We start from the raw sequence: 16,292 nt of genomic DNA on the forward strand, positions 1-16,292 counted from the left end.
AGGCTTACTAGTGAAATGATTAGTTTATTGCATTATCAATTGATTAATTATCTAAGAACTTATAAATATATCCCCCCCTTTTTTATTTTCATTTTGTGTATGGTAGTCAATTATGCATTTGTGCCAAATCCAATATTGGATAGTTATTCGTTTACGTCAACTTTTCTTTTTTTATTGATGGGTTGGTTTACAGTAACAATATTTCATGCGGAGGACGAAGGACAAAAAGTAATTACAATTTTGCATTCTAAAGGGCAAAAAGCGTATTTTAGGGCGCTTTACTTGATTAGTATTGCGATTGGATTTTGTCTCAGCTGGGTGTCAGTATTGTACCCTATTGTGATAGATGCCTTTGGTGAGAAACCAAAAACTCTACATATAATATTGGGCTTTCTAGCTCACTTTTCTTTATCGATTCTTGCTATTGCACTCTCTGCCCTTTTCACAAGAGAACTAGTTAAAAACAAACAAAATTCTTGGTGGGGTGTTCTTAGTATCCTAATCATTTCAATAGCTATTGCCTCCTTGAAAAATGAGTTAAAGGGTCTTATATGGCTATTCCCTCCTGTCCAACTTTCTTTAGAAATGATGAGTGCTGATGACGGTCTCCAAGCCATTCCTGCTGTTTTTTATTGGCAATTTATTTGGATTTTTATTTATAGCTTGCTAGTAATCTGGTTATACTTCTGTATTTTAAATCGTAAAAAGAAAATGTAAGAAGTGCCAGGCACCCAAACAATTCTGAAAATTGTGAGTGCCTGGCACCTAAAATATTAATCGAGTAATTCTTTTAGCTGATCAATTTCAGAAACTGTTAGCTCTGTTAATTCTGAGATTGTTTCAAGATCGGTGTTTCTTTTTAATAATTTCAATGCAATCTCTGTCTGCATCTTTTTTTCTCCATGTTTGATGCCCTGTTCTAAACCTTGTTCTAAACCCTGTTCTATCCCCTGTTCTAAACCCTGTTCTATTCCTTGTTCTATGCCTTGTTCTATCCCTCGTTCTAATCCTTTTAAAAGCCCTTCTTGCTCAGCTATATATTTTGTATCTTCTAGCTTCGCCGCTTCATCAAGGATATATTTCAAACGAGATTGATAGGCATAATAATCTTCAGGGGATTGACTTAAATCTTGCCAAACATTAAAAGCATTGAATAACTCCTCATCTTTCATAGCGAGCTCCTCCAATTCCAAATAAATTTCTTCATAAACTTTCTCTTTGCGTCCATCAACCATTCCCAGTAGCATTAGCCATCTAGCAAGTAAATTTTCCCATGAATCTAATTGCTTTGCATACCATTGCTTTATAAATTTATTCATGTCGATAAAATGGATTTCGAGCACATCATCCATTTTAAACTTCTCTAAATTGTCGTAAAGCTGGAAAATAGAATGGTAATTATCTGTTTGTTCAAATAAACTAAAATTACAAATATTGATAGTAATTGTCCGTCGTAGTTTATGGTAACCCATCCCTTTACGAAGCTGAGACGTATAAATTCTTGACCAATAATACAGTGTTCGTTTCATCATATCGTATTGATTTGTTAGTTGAATTTCAACATTTATAAATAAATCATCTTGTGTTTTAACTAAAATATCCAAACGTGATTGCTTATCATCTACATGCTCGCTCCCAAATTCTTGCCTCATAAAAGAAATCTCATTAATAGCGTCGCGGCCAGTTAGATTTAAAATAGCATTTAGGAAAGCGACAGTAATGTTTTTATTCTGCTCAGTGCCAAAAAATTGTTTAAAAGCATAATCTACCTTTAAATCTACAAATCTCTCAAGTGGGATTTTACGTAAAGTCTTTACACTCATTCGCATCACTCCAATTGATTTACCTCAATTATAACATTTTGTCGATTTAGGAAAAAATGATTTAGTGAATATTTCGTCAAATTATACGTTACAGTATGTAATAAAAAACAAACTCCTAATTAAAAAAGGAATTTGTTTTAATCATTATTGATTTTCTAAAAAAAATGTTTCTTCTGAAATAACCTGAATATCATTTCTCCTTAATAGTGCAGTTGTCACACCTACCCCCACTATTTTAGAATCATTAAAATGACCATTATAAATCACTGCACTACCACAAGAAGGGCTGTATTCTTTTAATATGACTGTGGTAGCGCCTATTTCAAGTGCTTTCTGTAGTGTCGCATGTGCTCCTTTTACATAAAGCTCTGTTACATCCCTACCAGATTTTTCTAACACAACAGCTTTTCCATTTAGGACATCCTCACCGTCTCCTCCGATAATTTCTGCCGGTTCTCGAGGAGTAGTGAAACCACCCATCAATTCAGGACAAACTGTGACGGCTTTATTTTCCTTAACAAGCTGTTGAATACTTCCATTCAAACTATCCGTACCGTTATAACGTACCTTTAATCCCGCTAGGCAACTACTTATTAACATCATATCTAATCACTCCAAATAAACCTTACTTCATTTCATTTTCCTAAAAATCATTTTTTGAACCAACGTTGGAATTTCACTCAATTCGTCGATAATATATTCTGCTTTTACCGTTGGACTTGCATCATTTCTTTTCCAAACTGCTACCATACCTATGTTTTGTGCGGCTTCAATATCATTCAATGCATGATCGCCAACAAACATACTGGATGCGGCACTTACTTGTAATTTTGCTAAAGCACGATCAAATATTTCAGGGTTTGGCTTCTTTATACCTTCCCATTCGGAAATTAAAATGACCTCAAAGTTTTGTTCAATACCAAGCGCTCGAATATTATCTAATTGAAATTGTCCTTTTCCATTCGTAATCATACCTAGTTTGATATTTTGCTGCTTTAATTCATTAAGCATACTGTGCAAACGCGAAAAAGGTTTACAATAATACTTGAAGCTAGAAACATAATCATCAAGTAACTCTTTAACTGTACAATCTGTCAAATTAAATTCATTTATTAATTGCTTATAAACTTTATCCTTCCACGCATATCCATTATTGTCCAATTCAATAAATCGGCTAATATAGTCCTCTTTTGGAATACTTGAGAGTTTAGGAGTTAAACGCTCATATTGATGTGAAACAAATGCAATCAGTGACTTCTCTCTGTCTAACAATGTACCATCTAAATCAAACAGCACAGCTTCAATAATGGCCATTCCCTCCTTTTTTCGGTGTCAGGCACACAAACAATTCAGAATATTACGAGTGCCTGGCACCGTCAAGACTTCCACTAAGGTGTAGACTGCACGTTTAAATTTGCTATTTTTTCTTGTTGTTTCATGACGATCCATTTACCGCATAACATCACTATTAATGCTAAAAATACAATGACTCCTGCAAAGATGAGTGCTGCTTTATAGCTGTTGTATATTACTACAAGCTGTCCAGCAATTATTGGCCCGATTATTTGTCCGAATGCATAAAATGTTGTTAATACTGACACGACTGGTCCACTCTGGGTTGGAAAAAGCTGTCTGGCATATGCAGTTGTTAATGTTACAATGCCTACGAATGTTAAGCCGAATAAAAATGAGGACAATAAAACACTCCACACTGTTTGTGAAAATACTGGCAACAAAATTCCTAATACTTGCAATATGTACGCCACAAACAAAATCTTTATTGCAGAAAACTTTTCTAATAAGACAGTCCAAACTGGAGCAGATGGAATTGCTGCTAGTCCAACAATGACCCAGCTATAGGAAGAGTACGCTTGGAGCGAAGGAATATTGTGAATAATATCTACTAAAAATGTACCTGTAATAATATAGCCAAGTCCCTCAAGCCCATATGCAGCAATAAGCCAAGGCATAAAACCTCGCGACATTTTTGTATCAGATGATTTAGTAACTTTCACGCTATCGTGAACTTGTAAATTTCTCCATAAGATAAGTGTAATAATTAATAAAAGTGCTGATAAAATTCCTAAGCCAATCCAAGTACCTTGCCAAGCAAAACGTACTTCAATGAAAGGTACGAACAAGCCAGATATGGCAATGCCAAGCCCTATACCGCTAAATAAATAACCTGACCACTTTGTCAGTGACTGTTTAGCTAAATAATCCATAATAATACTAGAGGTTAAAACAAATATAAGCCCTCCTGTAATCCCTGCAACTAAGCGCAGGACAAGCCAAACACTATAATTTTCAATTAGCCCCATAAGGACAACAGAAAAGACGTTTAACACAACACTCAACAGTAAAAAATTTTTCTTTTGTCGATAAATAAATCCAGCCCACAAGGCACCAATAAAATAACCAATATAATTACTTGATGCTAAAAAGCCGGCAACATTAAACGAAAATCCGACATCCTCCCGCATAAATGGCAAAATGGGTGTAAAAGCAAAACGACTAATGCCCATGGCTACTACGAGTAACAATACTCCTCCAAATAATACCCCTATATGTTGACGATTCATCGCATCCCCTCCCTTTTTATTGTTATTAAAAGGATACTTAATGAACATTAATAAAGCAAACATATAATTTATAAAATTTTTCCAATATTCAATCTATAAAAATAATATTTTATAGATGTTGCACCAATTTTTTTCAGAAAAAAGACTCAAGTATTTACACTTGAGTCCTTTGGTAAATCTATTTGATTAATAATTGGCTCTTAAACTAATAACGATAGATAATATAATCAAAAAAACAACTAAACATATTCCCGACACAACAATTGCTTTTTTACCATGCATGTCCATTCACATTCCCTTTATAATCAGAATTTAATTGAATGTTAAAGGTTCTTGGACGCACGCCAATAATATTATCTCCTATTTTTGCACCTACAAATGCCGTAAATGCAGCACTCGCATAGAATTTATCATCATTAACATACGCATCTAAAGATGTTCTTTCAAATCCACTTAAAGGGACAAAATTCTGAACAATGTAAGCATTTTTATACTGTACAGTAGTTACTTTTTGATTACTATATTCAAACCTACCCTCTAATCTCACTTTCACAAAAGTTATTCCGAACAATCTAAAATCTGCATCAAATGATACAGGTCTATTTCCTACGGTAGCTCTAGTAAATCTTTGTTTTTCATCGCTTTGCATACTGTTTTCAGTTAGTTCTACATCAAAATTACCGCCATTTTGTAGAACATCTAAAATTACTTCCTGCTGTTCTTTCGATAATTCACTATACTGCTGTATGAATTCATCGTAAGTATCACCAAATGACTTTAGATAGGAAACATATTTTTCTGGCGCTTCAAATGGATTTTCTTGTCGGCCATCACTTGCTGCCAAAGCAAAATTAGGAATTACTAATCCTAAAATAACTACAAATAAAATGAATACACTACTTATTTTTTTCATAGTATGCTCCTTTCTCCGTTTAGAAATATAGTGACTCTAGCAGTGAAAGTTATAATCATCTAATCTCCATTTTTATGCCTTACTGGATTCTAATAAACCATACTGCAACCTCCCTTTTGCGCAAAACGTTTAAATGATAATGATTCTCAATTTTATTTTATTCAAAAATTTTTAAGTTTTCAACCTCTATTTTCATTTCTCTTCCAACAGCTATATATTCCCATTCCATAAAATTGTTGTAAAACTCTTTTCATTTTATGTTAATTCCCCTTACATCTCTATTAAACCAAAAAGCTTTTATTCGTTTTTTTTATAGACTTTACAGTTTAATTGTCCTATAATATTCCCTGCTGATACTAAAATACGAACGTTGAGGTGTAAACCATGAATGAATATACGCAAATTTTCAAAGGGACTGCTTTTTCAAGTAAGTCTTCAAAAGAAGTACAAATATTAAAAGATTATCTTTTTTGCATTAACGCAGACGGCATGATAGAAAAAACTATTGCACCAGAACAGCCTGAATATCAAACCTTACTAAATACATACGAAGGAAAAGGCAATTTCCATCAATTAACTGATGGTCAGTATTTCTTCCCAGGCTTTGTTGACTTGCATGTACATGCTCCTCAATGGGCTCAAGCTGGAACTGCTTTAGACATCCCTCTAAATGACTGGCTAAACACATATACCTTCCCAATCGAATCGAAGTTCTCTGATTTAGTATTTGCCAAAGAGGTCTATGAAGATTTAGTTAGTACCCTACTTGCCAATGGCACAACTACATCGTTATACTTCGCAACTGTCCATAAAGAGGCAAGCTTATTGTTAGCTGAAATATGTGCTACAAAAGGGCAACGTGGTCTAGTTGGGAAAGTTGTTATGGATGACCCTGAACAAAACCCAGCATTTTATCGTGATGCAAACACAGATACAGCATTAGCAGACACAGAAGAATTTATTTTAGCTGTTAAAGAATTAGCAAAAACTACAAAACAAGGTGTATATCCTGTAGTAACGCCTCGCTTTATTCCGAGTTGTACAGATGGTGCATTAAAAGGTTTAGGAGAATTGGCTGCTAAATATGATACACATATCCAATCACACTGTAGTGAAAGCGATTGGGAGCATGGTTATGTACAAAACCGCTTCAACAAAAATGACGCCTATGCGTTACATGACTTCGGTCTTTTAGGTGATAAGTCTGTTATGGCACATTGCAATTTTTTAAACGATGAAGATGCAGAATTATTTGCTGAAACAGGCACAGCGATTGGTCATTGTCCAATCTCAAATGCTTATTTTGCTAACAGTGTCATTCCAATTGCCCACTTCCACTCAAAAGGGGTGGATATTGGTTTAGGATCAGATATTTCTGGTGGCTTCTCTCCGAGTCTTTTCGATAATGCAAGACAAGCTGTTATGTCATCTAGAATGTTGGAGGATGGTGTTGATACAGCGCTTCCTGCAGACAAACGTGGGGTGCCAAATTCACGCATTACAATTAATGAAGCATTTTATTTAGCAACAGCTGGCGGTGGTGCAAGTTTAAGCCTACCAGTTGGTCGCTTACAGGAAAACTATACGTGGGATGTTCAAGTAATCGATACAAAAATAGCAACTGCCAAACTTCCAATCTATGATAACAATGAAGATTTGATTGATATCTTCCAAAAAATCATGTATCTTGTTCGTCCTGAAAATATTCGTGAAGTGTGGGTGCAAGGCACTAAAGTTCATGAAAGAAGCAAATGATTTAACGCAAACTATACTCTCCCCTTCGCTGTAGCAGCAGGGGGAGAACCCGAACCGAGATAAGATTCAAATACTGATCATCATATAAAAACTTAAATTTTGAGGTGTACGTCTTAGTGGAAACGCAAAAAAACAATCTAGCAAACGATAAAAGTAATACTACGCATTTAACCGTTTTACCCGATGAAAAAGTGCCATTTGGCCAATCAGTTCTTCTAGGTTTACAGCATGTTATGGCAATGGACGTCTATGTAGTTCCCTTCCTTATTGCAATGTTAATAGGTTTGCAATCAGGTCAATCAAGCGCATTGATACAATCGACTTTTATTGCAGCAGGGATAGCGACAATTGTTCAAACTCATTTCTGCATGAAGCTTCCGATCGCACAAGGGCCGTCTTATGTTCCACTAGGTGCGATTGTAGGTATTTATGCGGCTAGTGGCAGTGGCGAACTTGGTTGGAGCTCTGTGTTAGGAGCAAGCTTAATTGGTGCAATTTTTGTCATTATTTTAGGCTATACAGGTATTTTCAATAAAATTGTTAAAACTTTTATTCCTCCAATTGTAGGAGGTACAATTATTTTCGTTGTTGGATTATCGCTAATGCCAGTTGGTTTAAGTAGTAATATTTTTGAAGGTGCTGGCGCTACGATTAACCAAAATATTTATTTAGCTCTTATTTCCGCTATCGTATTAATTGTTTGTGTAATGCTAGGCTCTGTGTTCCGTCAAAAAGGTCGTGCATTTCGTATTGCATCTGTCATTATAGCGTTACTTATAGGCTGTATCGCTGCTAATTTAATGGGTGTATTAGATTTGTCAGCAGTTGGAAAAGCAAAGTGGTTTAGCTTACCACAAATTCCTTTCGCAGATTTTGGCTTTACATTTAACTTTTCTGCTATTTTGACAATGATTATTATTTATATTGTTTTAATGGCTGAAACAACAGGTACATGGTTTGCGGTTAGTAATGTCATTGAAAAACCATTGACAGATAAGCAAATAAATCGTGGAGTAATCGGAGAAGGTATTGGCTGTTTCATCGCCTCATTATTGGGTTCTACACCAGTAACTGGCTATTCAACGAATGCAGGTGTTATTTCCATTACAGGTATTGCAAGTCGTCGTGTCTTTATTGCTGCAGGTGCTTGGTTTATTTTGTTCGGTTTTTCCGGTAAATTAGCTGCGTTAATTTCTGCCATTCCATCGGCAGTTATCGGTGGTGTCTTCGTAATCGTTTGTGGCATCATTGCGATTAGTGGGTTACAAGTAATGAAAAATGAACGCATCGGCGAAAAAGAAATGTACGTCATCGCTATACCAGTCATTTTAACATTAGCGTTAACATTACTACCGAAAGATTTCTTATATTCTTTACCAACAACGGTTCAATACTTATTCGGCTCTCCAGTAGCAACTGCTGCTCTAGCTGCCATTCTTTTAAATAAAATATTACCGAACGTTAAATAGATTAATAAAGTATGAGACTGTAGAAAAATCACATTGTGAGTTTGCCCTACAGTCTCTTTTATGTTCAGTTGATTTTCATTCCACGCGGCTCACACTAAGATAGCACAATTGAATATGTTAAAGAGGGAAAAATAACGATGCCATCTTAAGAGGAATATAATATTTATGAAATCATGCTGTATGGAACAACGGAAAGAATCATTTGTATTTGATGTTAATGCAGAATATTAGGTTCATCCAAATTGCAAAGCAACTATCCATGGACTTCAATTGTTTTGAGTAAGATTTATAGGAAACTAAATATTAAAAAAAGCAAAATACCTTAAGAGGGTGGCACTCTCAATGTATTTTGTCTTTTTTATGTTGACTCTTTCGTAGTTTGTTCAAAATCACATAAATCAATCCATTTTTGAATAGACAGTATGACTTCCTGAAATGCTAAGCCATTCGGTGTTAACGCATATTCTACTTTTTTTATCGACGAATCAATATATTTTTTCTCGATTAGACCTGCTTGAACAAGCTCATTTAGACGTTCTGTTAGCAAACGATCAGAAATGCCAGGGATAGTGGCATGTATTTCATGATACCTTTTTGGACCAGGTAATAACGTATAGATGATCATGCCCATCCAACGTTTTCCTATAAATTCAATTGCCTGATGGTAGCTACTACATATATGTGAACAATTTGATTTAGTCATATAATAACCTCCCACTTTTAATTCCATATTTCTATTGTAACATATAATATTTTTTATTTGACGTATAAACTTACTAATGGTAAGATTCTTTTATCAACTTACCATTAGTAAGTTTTTTAGGAGGAAATTATGTCAACAACAAATAACAAATCAGATTTATATACAATTATGGAGGATCGAAAATCAGTGCGTGTTTATGATCCTACTTTTAAAATACCTCAAGCAGAGCTTGAAGAAATCATTCAAGAAGCAACGAGTGCCCCATCATCTAGTAATCTACAAGCATGGAGATTTCTTGTCATTCAAGATGAAGCGGTGAAAACAGAGCTTCGTACTATTGCCAATAACCAAGAACAAGTTGAAACATCATCAGCAGTGATTGCGGTGTTAGGAAATGCCGAAATGTATCAACAAGTTGAACAAATTTATACACAGAATGTCGCAGAAGGTCATATGGGTGATGCACAGAAGGATTTAATGATTGCGAATACCCTACGTACTTACCCATCTGCACCATTAGAGGTACGAAAGAATATTGCTACATTTGATGCAGGTCTTATTTCAATGCAACTTATGCTTATCGCTAAAGAAAAAGGATATGATACTGTGACAATGGGCGGTTTTGATAAAGTGAAATTTGCTGAACGATTCGAATTACCAGAGCATATTTTCCCTGTAGTCCTTATCGCTATCGGTAAAGGTGCTGCACCTGCTTATGGCTCGTCTCGTTTACCCTTAAAAGATATTGCTCGTTTTATTTAATAGGTAAATACTTGACCACCCCCGCACATGTAATTGTGCGGGGGTGATGTTTTTGCAAAAAAATTTATAAAATTCTCAATTTTTTTGCTATACTAGAGGAAAAAAGTAGGGATTAAGATGATTTATGATGTGGTTATTGTAGGTGCTGGCTCGATGGGAATGGCAGCGGGTTATTATTTAGCGAAAGCCGGTAAAAACGTCCTTATGCTCGATGCTTTTAATCCGCCACATGAAGAAGGTAGTCACCATGGTGACACGAGAATAATTCGTTTTGCTTACGGTGAAGGTGCTAGTTACGTACCTTTTGTCAAACGCGCTGGACAATTATGGAGAGAACTTGAAGCTGAAACAAACGATTCATTATTTTTACAAACAGGTGTAATGAATGTTGGCGAAACCAATCACACTTTTCTTCAAAATGTAAGGGAAAGCGCTAATCTCTATAATCTACCATTAGAACAATATACAGCTGCAGAGGCAATGGAAAAATGGCCGGGGTTAACATTACCTGAAGAAATGGTCGTATGTTTTGAACCAACTGCTGGTGTGTTACGAGTGGAAGCTTGTATTCATGCCTACAAAAAATTAGCATTAGCACAAGGCGCACTCTTGCATACCCATGAAAAGGTGCACACTATTCAGGCGCAAGAAATAATACAAATACATACAGAAAAGGGCGTCTATGAAACAAAACAACTTATTGTAACAGCAGGTGCTTGGGCCTCTGAATTACTTCAAACAATGGACCTTTCACTGCCAATTACCCCTACTCGAAAAACATTTGCTTGGTTTGAAGCAGATGATTGCCTGTATCGCGATGCTATTTTTCCTGCCTATTGTTTCGAATTTGCAAATTCTTCGTATTATGGTTTTCCAAGTATCGACGGTGCTGGTTTAAAACTTGGACGTCATGACGGTGGTGAGGCCATCAATCCGAATGAGCCACTACGTCCTTTTGATGAGCAAGATGGTGCTGAATTACAGCATTTTATTAACCGCTTTATGCCACAGCATGGTGTACTATCATTCGGAAAAACGTGCAAATATTCAGTAACCCCTGATGAGCATTTTATTATAGATTTCTTACCTAACCATCAAAATATTGTGATTGCTGCAGGCTTTTCAGGTCATGGTTTTAAATTCAGTAGTGCAGTTGGCGAAGTTTTATCTGATCTTATTTTATATGGAGAAAGTAAGCAAGATTTATCCCTATTTCAGCTTAGCCGCTTTGCTTAAATAACAACAACCAAGAGAACATAATGTCTCTTGGTTGTTTTCGTTACACTATATGATTAAAAACATTACGCTCAGTATACTAAAGAACGTTTTTTCATGGACTCACAAAAATGTTTGTTGGTGATACCTCCCCGCTTTATGCAGGTGCATCCTCTAAAACATTATTTGCTTTTATGCCTAATGTTGAAGATTATGTAGAACATCTAACATTTGAACCGATTACCGATAGGACGATTTGTTCCAAAGAGCAACTATTGAACGATTTACAGCAAATTCGTGTGCAACGTTTTACCAAAAGTAATAGCGAGCGTGTGCGTGGCGCACGTTCTGTATCAGCACCAATTTTAAATGCTTCACGTCAAATCATCTCTTCTGTCACACTCGTTATACCGGAAGCCATTACAATTATTACGAAGAAAATCAATTAATTGCCACCATTCGAAATGTCGCTATAGACTTAGAAAAACAATCATGTTAATTAAAAAGGTTAAAACGACGGTATTTTATTTTTGCCAAAGCAAATTTTTCATAGCTAAATTTCCCTTACCTTTTTCTTTATCAGATATAATTTACAAAATCCCTTTTGATTGAACTTCTTTTGATTTACTTTCTGCCAGGATTCATTTGCTCCTCGCAAATGATAAGATTGCAATATCATATTCAACCTCATAAATCCTCTTAATCTACGCTTTTAAATTGGCTTCTGTATCAGGTCAATTCATTTTCTTTTATAAACAACAATAATTTTACCTAAAATTCCGTCGAACTTCACGAGTACATTCACTGAATATTTATGCACCCTCCAAGACAAAATAATATTGTTGCGGTTCAAAATATTCAAAGCTCCCTATCTATACTTTAATTCGTTTCCAAATTTTCACCTCTAGGAACTTACTAAATTAAATAAACTTCTTGCCGATATACGTATATTCATTAAAGTTCAATTTGAAAATTCAGGCTTAAAATTATTTCTTTAATACAACTGCAAAGGAATCACTTCCAGCAATGTAATCTACACCATTTACATCAGCATAAACCTTTTCAAGCGTAAATCCAGCCTCATTCACTTCTTTTTCTAAACTATCAATGCTGAAATGCTGATTCCAATAATTATAATTCACAATCTTACCATCCTCAAAAACGAGAACATTTTTCGCCAATGACACGTGGTTAGGATATTTTATTGAAGCAAATAAAACTAAATGTTCCTTGTCAGACATTGGACTATCTCCTTGAGATAATGACCACATTAAATTTTCTTCAAAGTTTTCATAATTTGTCTCTGATAATACATCCAATAGAACTAATCCACCTGGCTTTAATCCACGGTGGACATTACGAAGTATTCTTTTTCGATTCTCTGGACTAAAGACACAATAAATTTGATAGATGAGTAGTGCTAAATCAAACTCATTTTCAATTTCAATATTCGTAATATCTTCAATTCTATAGTCAATGGATAAATTATGTTTAACGGATTCATTGATTGCATATTCAATTGAAGTTTTATTGAAATCTACACCAACAACATCATATCCCTTCTCTGCTATTTTATAGGAATAAAGACCGGGACCACAACCTAAATCAATTACTTTTTTATACTTTTCCACTGGTGCAAGTTGTGTTATAAAATTAACAGTTTCATCAATAAATGTACTCTCCCTACTCCCACCAGGTATAGTCTCGTCAAAATGTGCTTTTAAAACATAATCTGCTACAACCTCATCAAGCCAGACTTCTTTTGTTCCTGGTTCAAAAGGCTCAGGGTGCTTTGCTATAGCCAATAATTTTTCCATTCCTTCAACCCCCATTTATTTGAAGATTTATGATTACAATAAATCAACACCTGATTGCATAGTTAAAGTTCAACTATGCAATCAGGTGTTAATCACTAATTAAAATTGGTCAAAATTGTTGCCAAATTTAGCTTGTTCATTTTAAATAAATCTCCTATAGTTTCATAGAAGATTTATTTACAGCGAACACTTATTGACGATCTACCAACTGTTGTTGTGATTGTTGTGATCGTTGTAATTGTTGCATGTAGTACTTGTCCTTTGAATTCTGTGTCTGGCACTAATTTTTGTAATTCTAATACCGTATTCATCTTGATCACCTCCTTTACTTTTTTGAGGATTTATTTACAGCAAATACTTATTTTAGATCTAGGTAAGAAAAATGTGATTTTAGTGTTACTTTTGCATGTAGTGCTTGTCCATTGCCTTCTGTATATGGCACTATTTTTATAATACTAATACTGTGTTCATCTTGATCACCTCTTTTACTTTTATTAAAACCATTCATTATTATTGCCATTGGTACTAATTTTCAGCTTTTGTTCTTGCTAAAAATTTATCTGAGTTAATCAGCGGTAACCAATAAAGTGGATTGCCTTTCACTACTCCCATCAATGCTAAAACAATTCCTGAGCTACCTGTATAAACATCATCGGCTAATCTATAAGAAAATTGTCCTGGATATATGTAATAATCATTTTTCTCTATTAAAAAGAGATTAAGTAAACTCAATACATCTTTCAAGATTTCTTGACGATATTCCCCTTCCTTTACCATAGAGGGGATTAACAGAAAGCTTCCTGCACCGTCAAATAAGCTTCCACTAATTGTACAATGTATCTTTGATGTTTTTAGAATCGCATCCATTTCTTGTCGATATAGATTTTGACCACTTACATGATTGAAAAACCAAATTGAAATTGCAACTCCGATAGATCCTCCAGAAAGATAAGGTAATAGCCTATTTTTACTATCCAATATCTGTAACATCCCAAATACATCGTCTTTTTTTGCTGATTTCAAATCCTCTATTAGAAGTAACTCAGCCTTTTCTAAATACTTTTTATTATGTGTAACTGAATAAAGTGCCGAATAAAACAAAGATACACCAGACAATCCATCAATTATACCTTTATCAACCCCCATCCAGTCCGTAACTTTTAACGGCTTATCTTTTAATCTATTTAATTCTATTAAATTTTCTAATTCCTCTACCAAATCCAAATGTTCTGAATTTCCTGTCTCGAGATATAGACTTATTACAAATAGACCTATTCCAGAAAGGCCGGAGCGTAACGAAATATCTGTTTTTTTAATAGTATCTTTTAACATTTTCAACTCATTCAAAACAATATCTTTATACCCTTGCTCATACAGCAAAGCCAATATACCTGTTTTCCCAGTAAATAATCCATTATCTTCAATTTGGTGTAAATTATCTAATAAAAAATTTTTAATCCATTTATCTATTTCTGTCGTATTAGTTCGATTTTTCATAAGTGTAAACGCAGCACCACTTCCTCCAGTTAAAAAATTAAATTTCCCTCCATTCATTTCAAATTGACGAATATCACCATTAATGAACCTTTCATCCTCTGTTAAACCATTTTCAATACCAATTATTAACTTATTTATAATAGAAGCTATATTGAAGTTACTTATCTGATGACTAAGACTTATTTTTTCAGGTAAATACTCTTGGTAATCATTTATTCTTTCGTCACATTTTTCTTGTAAATCTAAAAGAAAATGATAAAATTCATATCCGTAATTATCTTTTATCCAATTAAGATGATTGCATTGTAAATATTCCTCTAAATCTTCTGAAACTAAAACTGGGAGTGCTAAATATCTTATTAATTTTTTTAATCCAAACCAATCTCTTGCAGCGCTAACCGTTATGTCCTGTGAAACAAACCCAGGTGTAGCTAGATTAGGCTTTTCTTTGGAATTCACAGCCATAGAAGTTTCAAAATCTATGATCCTAACAGTTAAATCCTCAGTTATTATAATATTGGTAGGTTGTATATCTCCCATAGCAACCCCAACATTATGCATATTATCTATTAACGTAAAAAGTTGTAATAGAATCTTCTTGGTATCTTTAACATGGCTATGCATATTGCTTCCTTTATAAAGTGGGAAATATTGAGCAATCCATTTCTGTAAGTCTCTCCCTTCGATAAATTCTTCTACGAGAAAATAATGTTCCCACTCTTGAAAATACTCAATCAGATTAACAACACCCGGTACACCTTTAAGTTTTTGCAAAGCATCATATTCAATTTTTTGCCTCGCTAAGGCATCGCGAAATCCTCCATCTAAACCTGCATTCGGTCTAGCTTCCTTTATAATTACTTTCAAATTATCTTGCTTTCGAGTCGCAAGATATACCCCACCAGCGTTACTAAAACTAAGTACCTTTTCAATGTTATATTGCTCTAAACGCTTGTCCCCTTTCGTTTCTAAATCGCTAGCAATATTGATTGTATTTAGATAATCATCGAAGTCTTTCACAAAATCAGGCACCTGATAAAAGGGATTTCTTTGATCCTGTATCAAATTGCCTTCATCATCTTTAATGCAATATTCGCCGTTTTCATTAATAATACTTTTAAATCCCCCGTATCTGTAGAACACATTGCTGTTTTTCCATCTCTTATCACTAAGAATATATGGACCTTTTTTAAAATCTTGAAGTGTGATAGAAATTATTTCTAACAATTCAATAAAGATTTCATTATTCATTGGATAGATAGTTATAAACTTTCCAGAGGAGGCACGATTCGCATTTTTTGAATTCAACGCTATCATACTATCCATGTCTTTAAGATGTTTGAACTCAATTTTTTTATCTATACATAATCTTGCTACCTTCTCTAATACACTTTTTGAATCTTCTAATGATGAAGTTATATGAATTTTCCAACCTTGTTCTGGAAGTATTGCATCATTCACTTGATAGTGTTTCCAAACCGAGTCACCATCTGATATAACAGAATAATTATCTGGAATATCACTTAATTCGTATGCATCTTCCTTTTCTGTTATCTCCTTTTCACCGTAGTATTTAGAATTTGGTTTCAGATACTTAAAATAGAGCATTACACCTTCCATTCAAATCCCCTCCATTTAATGTAAAAGCACATTCATACATGCTCGCTATTAGATTTTTTCATAAAAGAAGATTACGGTGTAGTAACACTAAAAGTTTTCAATTTGCTAGCAGAAGATTTAGAAACTAAAGTTCCTC

At 34.4% G+C, this 16,292-nt stretch carries 15 protein-coding genes; 6 read left to right on the forward strand and 9 right to left on the reverse strand.

The window, feature by feature from the left end; translation table 11 throughout:
- Nucleotides 1-15 precede the first annotated feature (15 nt).
- Nucleotides 16-717 carry an ABC transporter permease gene (locus ACIP9C_RS03285; protein ID WP_401008581.1) on the forward strand — a complete coding sequence of 234 codons (702 nt, stop codon included), beginning with the start codon at nucleotides 16-18 and terminating at the stop codon, nucleotides 715-717.
- 56 nt (nucleotides 718-773) lie between these two features.
- On the opposite strand, the gene ACIP9C_RS03290 is transcribed toward ACIP9C_RS03285, so the two are convergent.
- The 5 genes from ACIP9C_RS03290 to ACIP9C_RS03310 all read right to left on the reverse strand — a co-directional run bounded on the left by ACIP9C_RS03290 (nucleotide 774) and on the right by ACIP9C_RS03310 (nucleotide 5,318).
- The gene (locus ACIP9C_RS03290; protein ID WP_401008583.1) at nucleotides 774-1,823 is read right to left on the reverse strand and encodes an Rpn family recombination-promoting nuclease/putative transposase; all 1,050 of its coding nucleotides are present in this window, start codon (nucleotides 1,821-1,823) and stop codon (nucleotides 774-776) included.
- 144 nt (nucleotides 1,824-1,967) lie between these two features.
- On the reverse strand, nucleotides 1,968-2,426 hold the full coding sequence (locus tag ACIP9C_RS03295) for a 2-thiouracil desulfurase family protein (RefSeq protein ID WP_401008585.1): 459 nt from the start codon (nucleotides 2,424-2,426) through the stop codon (nucleotides 1,968-1,970).
- A 27-nt stretch (nucleotides 2,427-2,453) separates the two neighbouring features.
- Complete coding sequence (locus tag ACIP9C_RS03300) at nucleotides 2,454-3,137, reverse strand: HAD family hydrolase (RefSeq protein WP_401008587.1); 684 nt, start codon at nucleotides 3,135-3,137, stop codon at nucleotides 2,454-2,456.
- Between the two features lie 74 nt (nucleotides 3,138-3,211).
- Nucleotides 3,212-4,405 carry a YbfB/YjiJ family MFS transporter gene (locus ACIP9C_RS03305; RefSeq protein WP_401008589.1) on the reverse strand — a complete coding sequence of 398 codons (1,194 nt, stop codon included), beginning with the start codon at nucleotides 4,403-4,405 and terminating at the stop codon, nucleotides 3,212-3,214.
- Between the two features lie 271 nt (nucleotides 4,406-4,676).
- Entirely contained in the window at nucleotides 4,677-5,318 is a 642-nt protein-coding gene (locus ACIP9C_RS03310; protein WP_401008591.1) for a hypothetical protein, read from the reverse strand.
- Nucleotides 5,319-5,702: 384 nt separating this feature from the next.
- Here ACIP9C_RS03310 and guaD point away from each other — a divergent pair, with 384 nt between their 5' ends.
- Both guaD and ACIP9C_RS03320 read left to right on the forward strand, forming a co-directional pair.
- Complete coding sequence (gene guaD, locus ACIP9C_RS03315; RefSeq protein ID WP_401008592.1) at nucleotides 5,703-7,073, forward strand: guanine deaminase; 1,371 nt, start codon at nucleotides 5,703-5,705, stop codon at nucleotides 7,071-7,073.
- A 116-nt stretch (nucleotides 7,074-7,189) separates the two neighbouring features.
- Entirely contained in the window at nucleotides 7,190-8,542 is a 1,353-nt protein-coding gene (locus ACIP9C_RS03320; protein WP_401008593.1) for a uracil-xanthine permease family protein, read from the forward strand.
- Between the two features lie 358 nt (nucleotides 8,543-8,900).
- On the opposite strand, the gene ACIP9C_RS03325 is transcribed toward ACIP9C_RS03320, so the two are convergent.
- Nucleotides 8,901-9,245, reverse strand: a complete 345-nt coding sequence (locus ACIP9C_RS03325) for a winged helix-turn-helix transcriptional regulator (RefSeq protein WP_340825448.1) — start codon at nucleotides 9,243-9,245, stop codon at nucleotides 8,901-8,903.
- Between the two features lie 129 nt (nucleotides 9,246-9,374).
- On the opposite strand from ACIP9C_RS03325, the gene ACIP9C_RS03330 reads away from it, so the two are divergent.
- From ACIP9C_RS03330 to ACIP9C_RS03340, 3 genes are all read left to right on the forward strand, one after another.
- Nucleotides 9,375-10,007 carry a nitroreductase family protein gene (locus ACIP9C_RS03330; RefSeq protein ID WP_401008595.1) on the forward strand — a complete coding sequence of 211 codons (633 nt, stop codon included), beginning with the start codon at nucleotides 9,375-9,377 and terminating at the stop codon, nucleotides 10,005-10,007.
- Between the two features lie 117 nt (nucleotides 10,008-10,124).
- Nucleotides 10,125-11,243 carry an N-methyl-L-tryptophan oxidase gene (gene solA, locus ACIP9C_RS03335; RefSeq protein WP_401008597.1) on the forward strand — a complete coding sequence of 373 codons (1,119 nt, stop codon included), beginning with the start codon at nucleotides 10,125-10,127 and terminating at the stop codon, nucleotides 11,241-11,243.
- Nucleotides 11,244-11,353: 110 nt separating this feature from the next.
- Nucleotides 11,354-11,671 carry an IclR family transcriptional regulator domain-containing protein gene (locus ACIP9C_RS03340; protein WP_401008599.1) on the forward strand — a complete coding sequence of 106 codons (318 nt, stop codon included), beginning with the start codon at nucleotides 11,354-11,356 and terminating at the stop codon, nucleotides 11,669-11,671.
- 537 nt (nucleotides 11,672-12,208) lie between these two features.
- Here the strand turns inward: ACIP9C_RS03340 and ACIP9C_RS03345 are convergent.
- The 3 genes from ACIP9C_RS03345 to lanKC form a co-directional block, all read right to left on the reverse strand.
- Nucleotides 12,209-13,039: a class I SAM-dependent methyltransferase gene (locus ACIP9C_RS03345; protein WP_401008601.1), complete on the reverse strand. Its 831-nt coding sequence runs from the start codon at nucleotides 13,037-13,039 to the stop codon at nucleotides 12,209-12,211.
- Nucleotides 13,040-13,212: 173 nt separating this feature from the next.
- Entirely contained in the window at nucleotides 13,213-13,350 is a 138-nt protein-coding gene (locus ACIP9C_RS03350) for a class III lanthipeptide (RefSeq protein ID WP_401008603.1), read from the reverse strand.
- Between the two features lie 214 nt (nucleotides 13,351-13,564).
- Nucleotides 13,565-16,156: a class III lanthionine synthetase LanKC gene (gene lanKC, locus ACIP9C_RS03355; RefSeq protein WP_401008605.1), complete on the reverse strand. Its 2,592-nt coding sequence runs from the start codon at nucleotides 16,154-16,156 to the stop codon at nucleotides 13,565-13,567.
- Nucleotides 16,157-16,292 lie beyond the last annotated feature (136 nt).

The sequence above is a fragment of the Lysinibacillus sp. NPDC093210 genome (assembly GCF_044753985.1).
Lineage (GTDB): Bacteria > Bacillota > Bacilli > Bacillales_A > Planococcaceae > Lysinibacillus.

Excerpts from the sequence above, each read along its gene's own strand:
- ACIP9C_RS03285 (WP_401008581.1), top strand. The coding sequence starts at position 16 with ATGATTAGTTTATTGCATTATCAATTGATTAATTATCTAAGAACTTAT.
- ACIP9C_RS03290 (WP_401008583.1), bottom strand. The coding sequence starts at position 1,823 with ATGAGTGTAAAGACTTTACGTAAAATCCCACTTGAGAGATTTGTAGAT.
- ACIP9C_RS03295 (WP_401008585.1), bottom strand. The coding sequence starts at position 2,426 with ATGATGTTAATAAGTAGTTGCCTAGCGGGATTAAAGGTACGTTATAAC.
- ACIP9C_RS03300 (WP_401008587.1), bottom strand. The coding sequence starts at position 3,137 with ATGGCCATTATTGAAGCTGTGCTGTTTGATTTAGATGGTACATTGTTA.
- ACIP9C_RS03305 (WP_401008589.1), bottom strand. The coding sequence starts at position 4,405 with ATGAATCGTCAACATATAGGGGTATTATTTGGAGGAGTATTGTTACTC.
- ACIP9C_RS03310 (WP_401008591.1), bottom strand. The coding sequence starts at position 5,318 with ATGAAAAAAATAAGTAGTGTATTCATTTTATTTGTAGTTATTTTAGGA.
- guaD (WP_401008592.1), top strand. The coding sequence starts at position 5,703 with ATGAATGAATATACGCAAATTTTCAAAGGGACTGCTTTTTCAAGTAAG.
- ACIP9C_RS03325 (WP_340825448.1), bottom strand. The coding sequence starts at position 9,245 with ATGACTAAATCAAATTGTTCACATATATGTAGTAGCTACCATCAGGCA.
- ACIP9C_RS03330 (WP_401008595.1), top strand. The coding sequence starts at position 9,375 with ATGTCAACAACAAATAACAAATCAGATTTATATACAATTATGGAGGAT.
- solA (WP_401008597.1), top strand. The coding sequence starts at position 10,125 with ATGATTTATGATGTGGTTATTGTAGGTGCTGGCTCGATGGGAATGGCA.
- ACIP9C_RS03340 (WP_401008599.1), top strand. The coding sequence starts at position 11,354 with ATGTTTGTTGGTGATACCTCCCCGCTTTATGCAGGTGCATCCTCTAAA.
- ACIP9C_RS03345 (WP_401008601.1), bottom strand. The coding sequence starts at position 13,039 with ATGGAAAAATTATTGGCTATAGCAAAGCACCCTGAGCCTTTTGAACCA.
- ACIP9C_RS03350 (WP_401008603.1), bottom strand. The coding sequence starts at position 13,350 with ATGAATACGGTATTAGAATTACAAAAATTAGTGCCAGACACAGAATTC.
- lanKC (WP_401008605.1), bottom strand. The coding sequence starts at position 16,156 with ATGGAAGGTGTAATGCTCTATTTTAAGTATCTGAAACCAAATTCTAAA.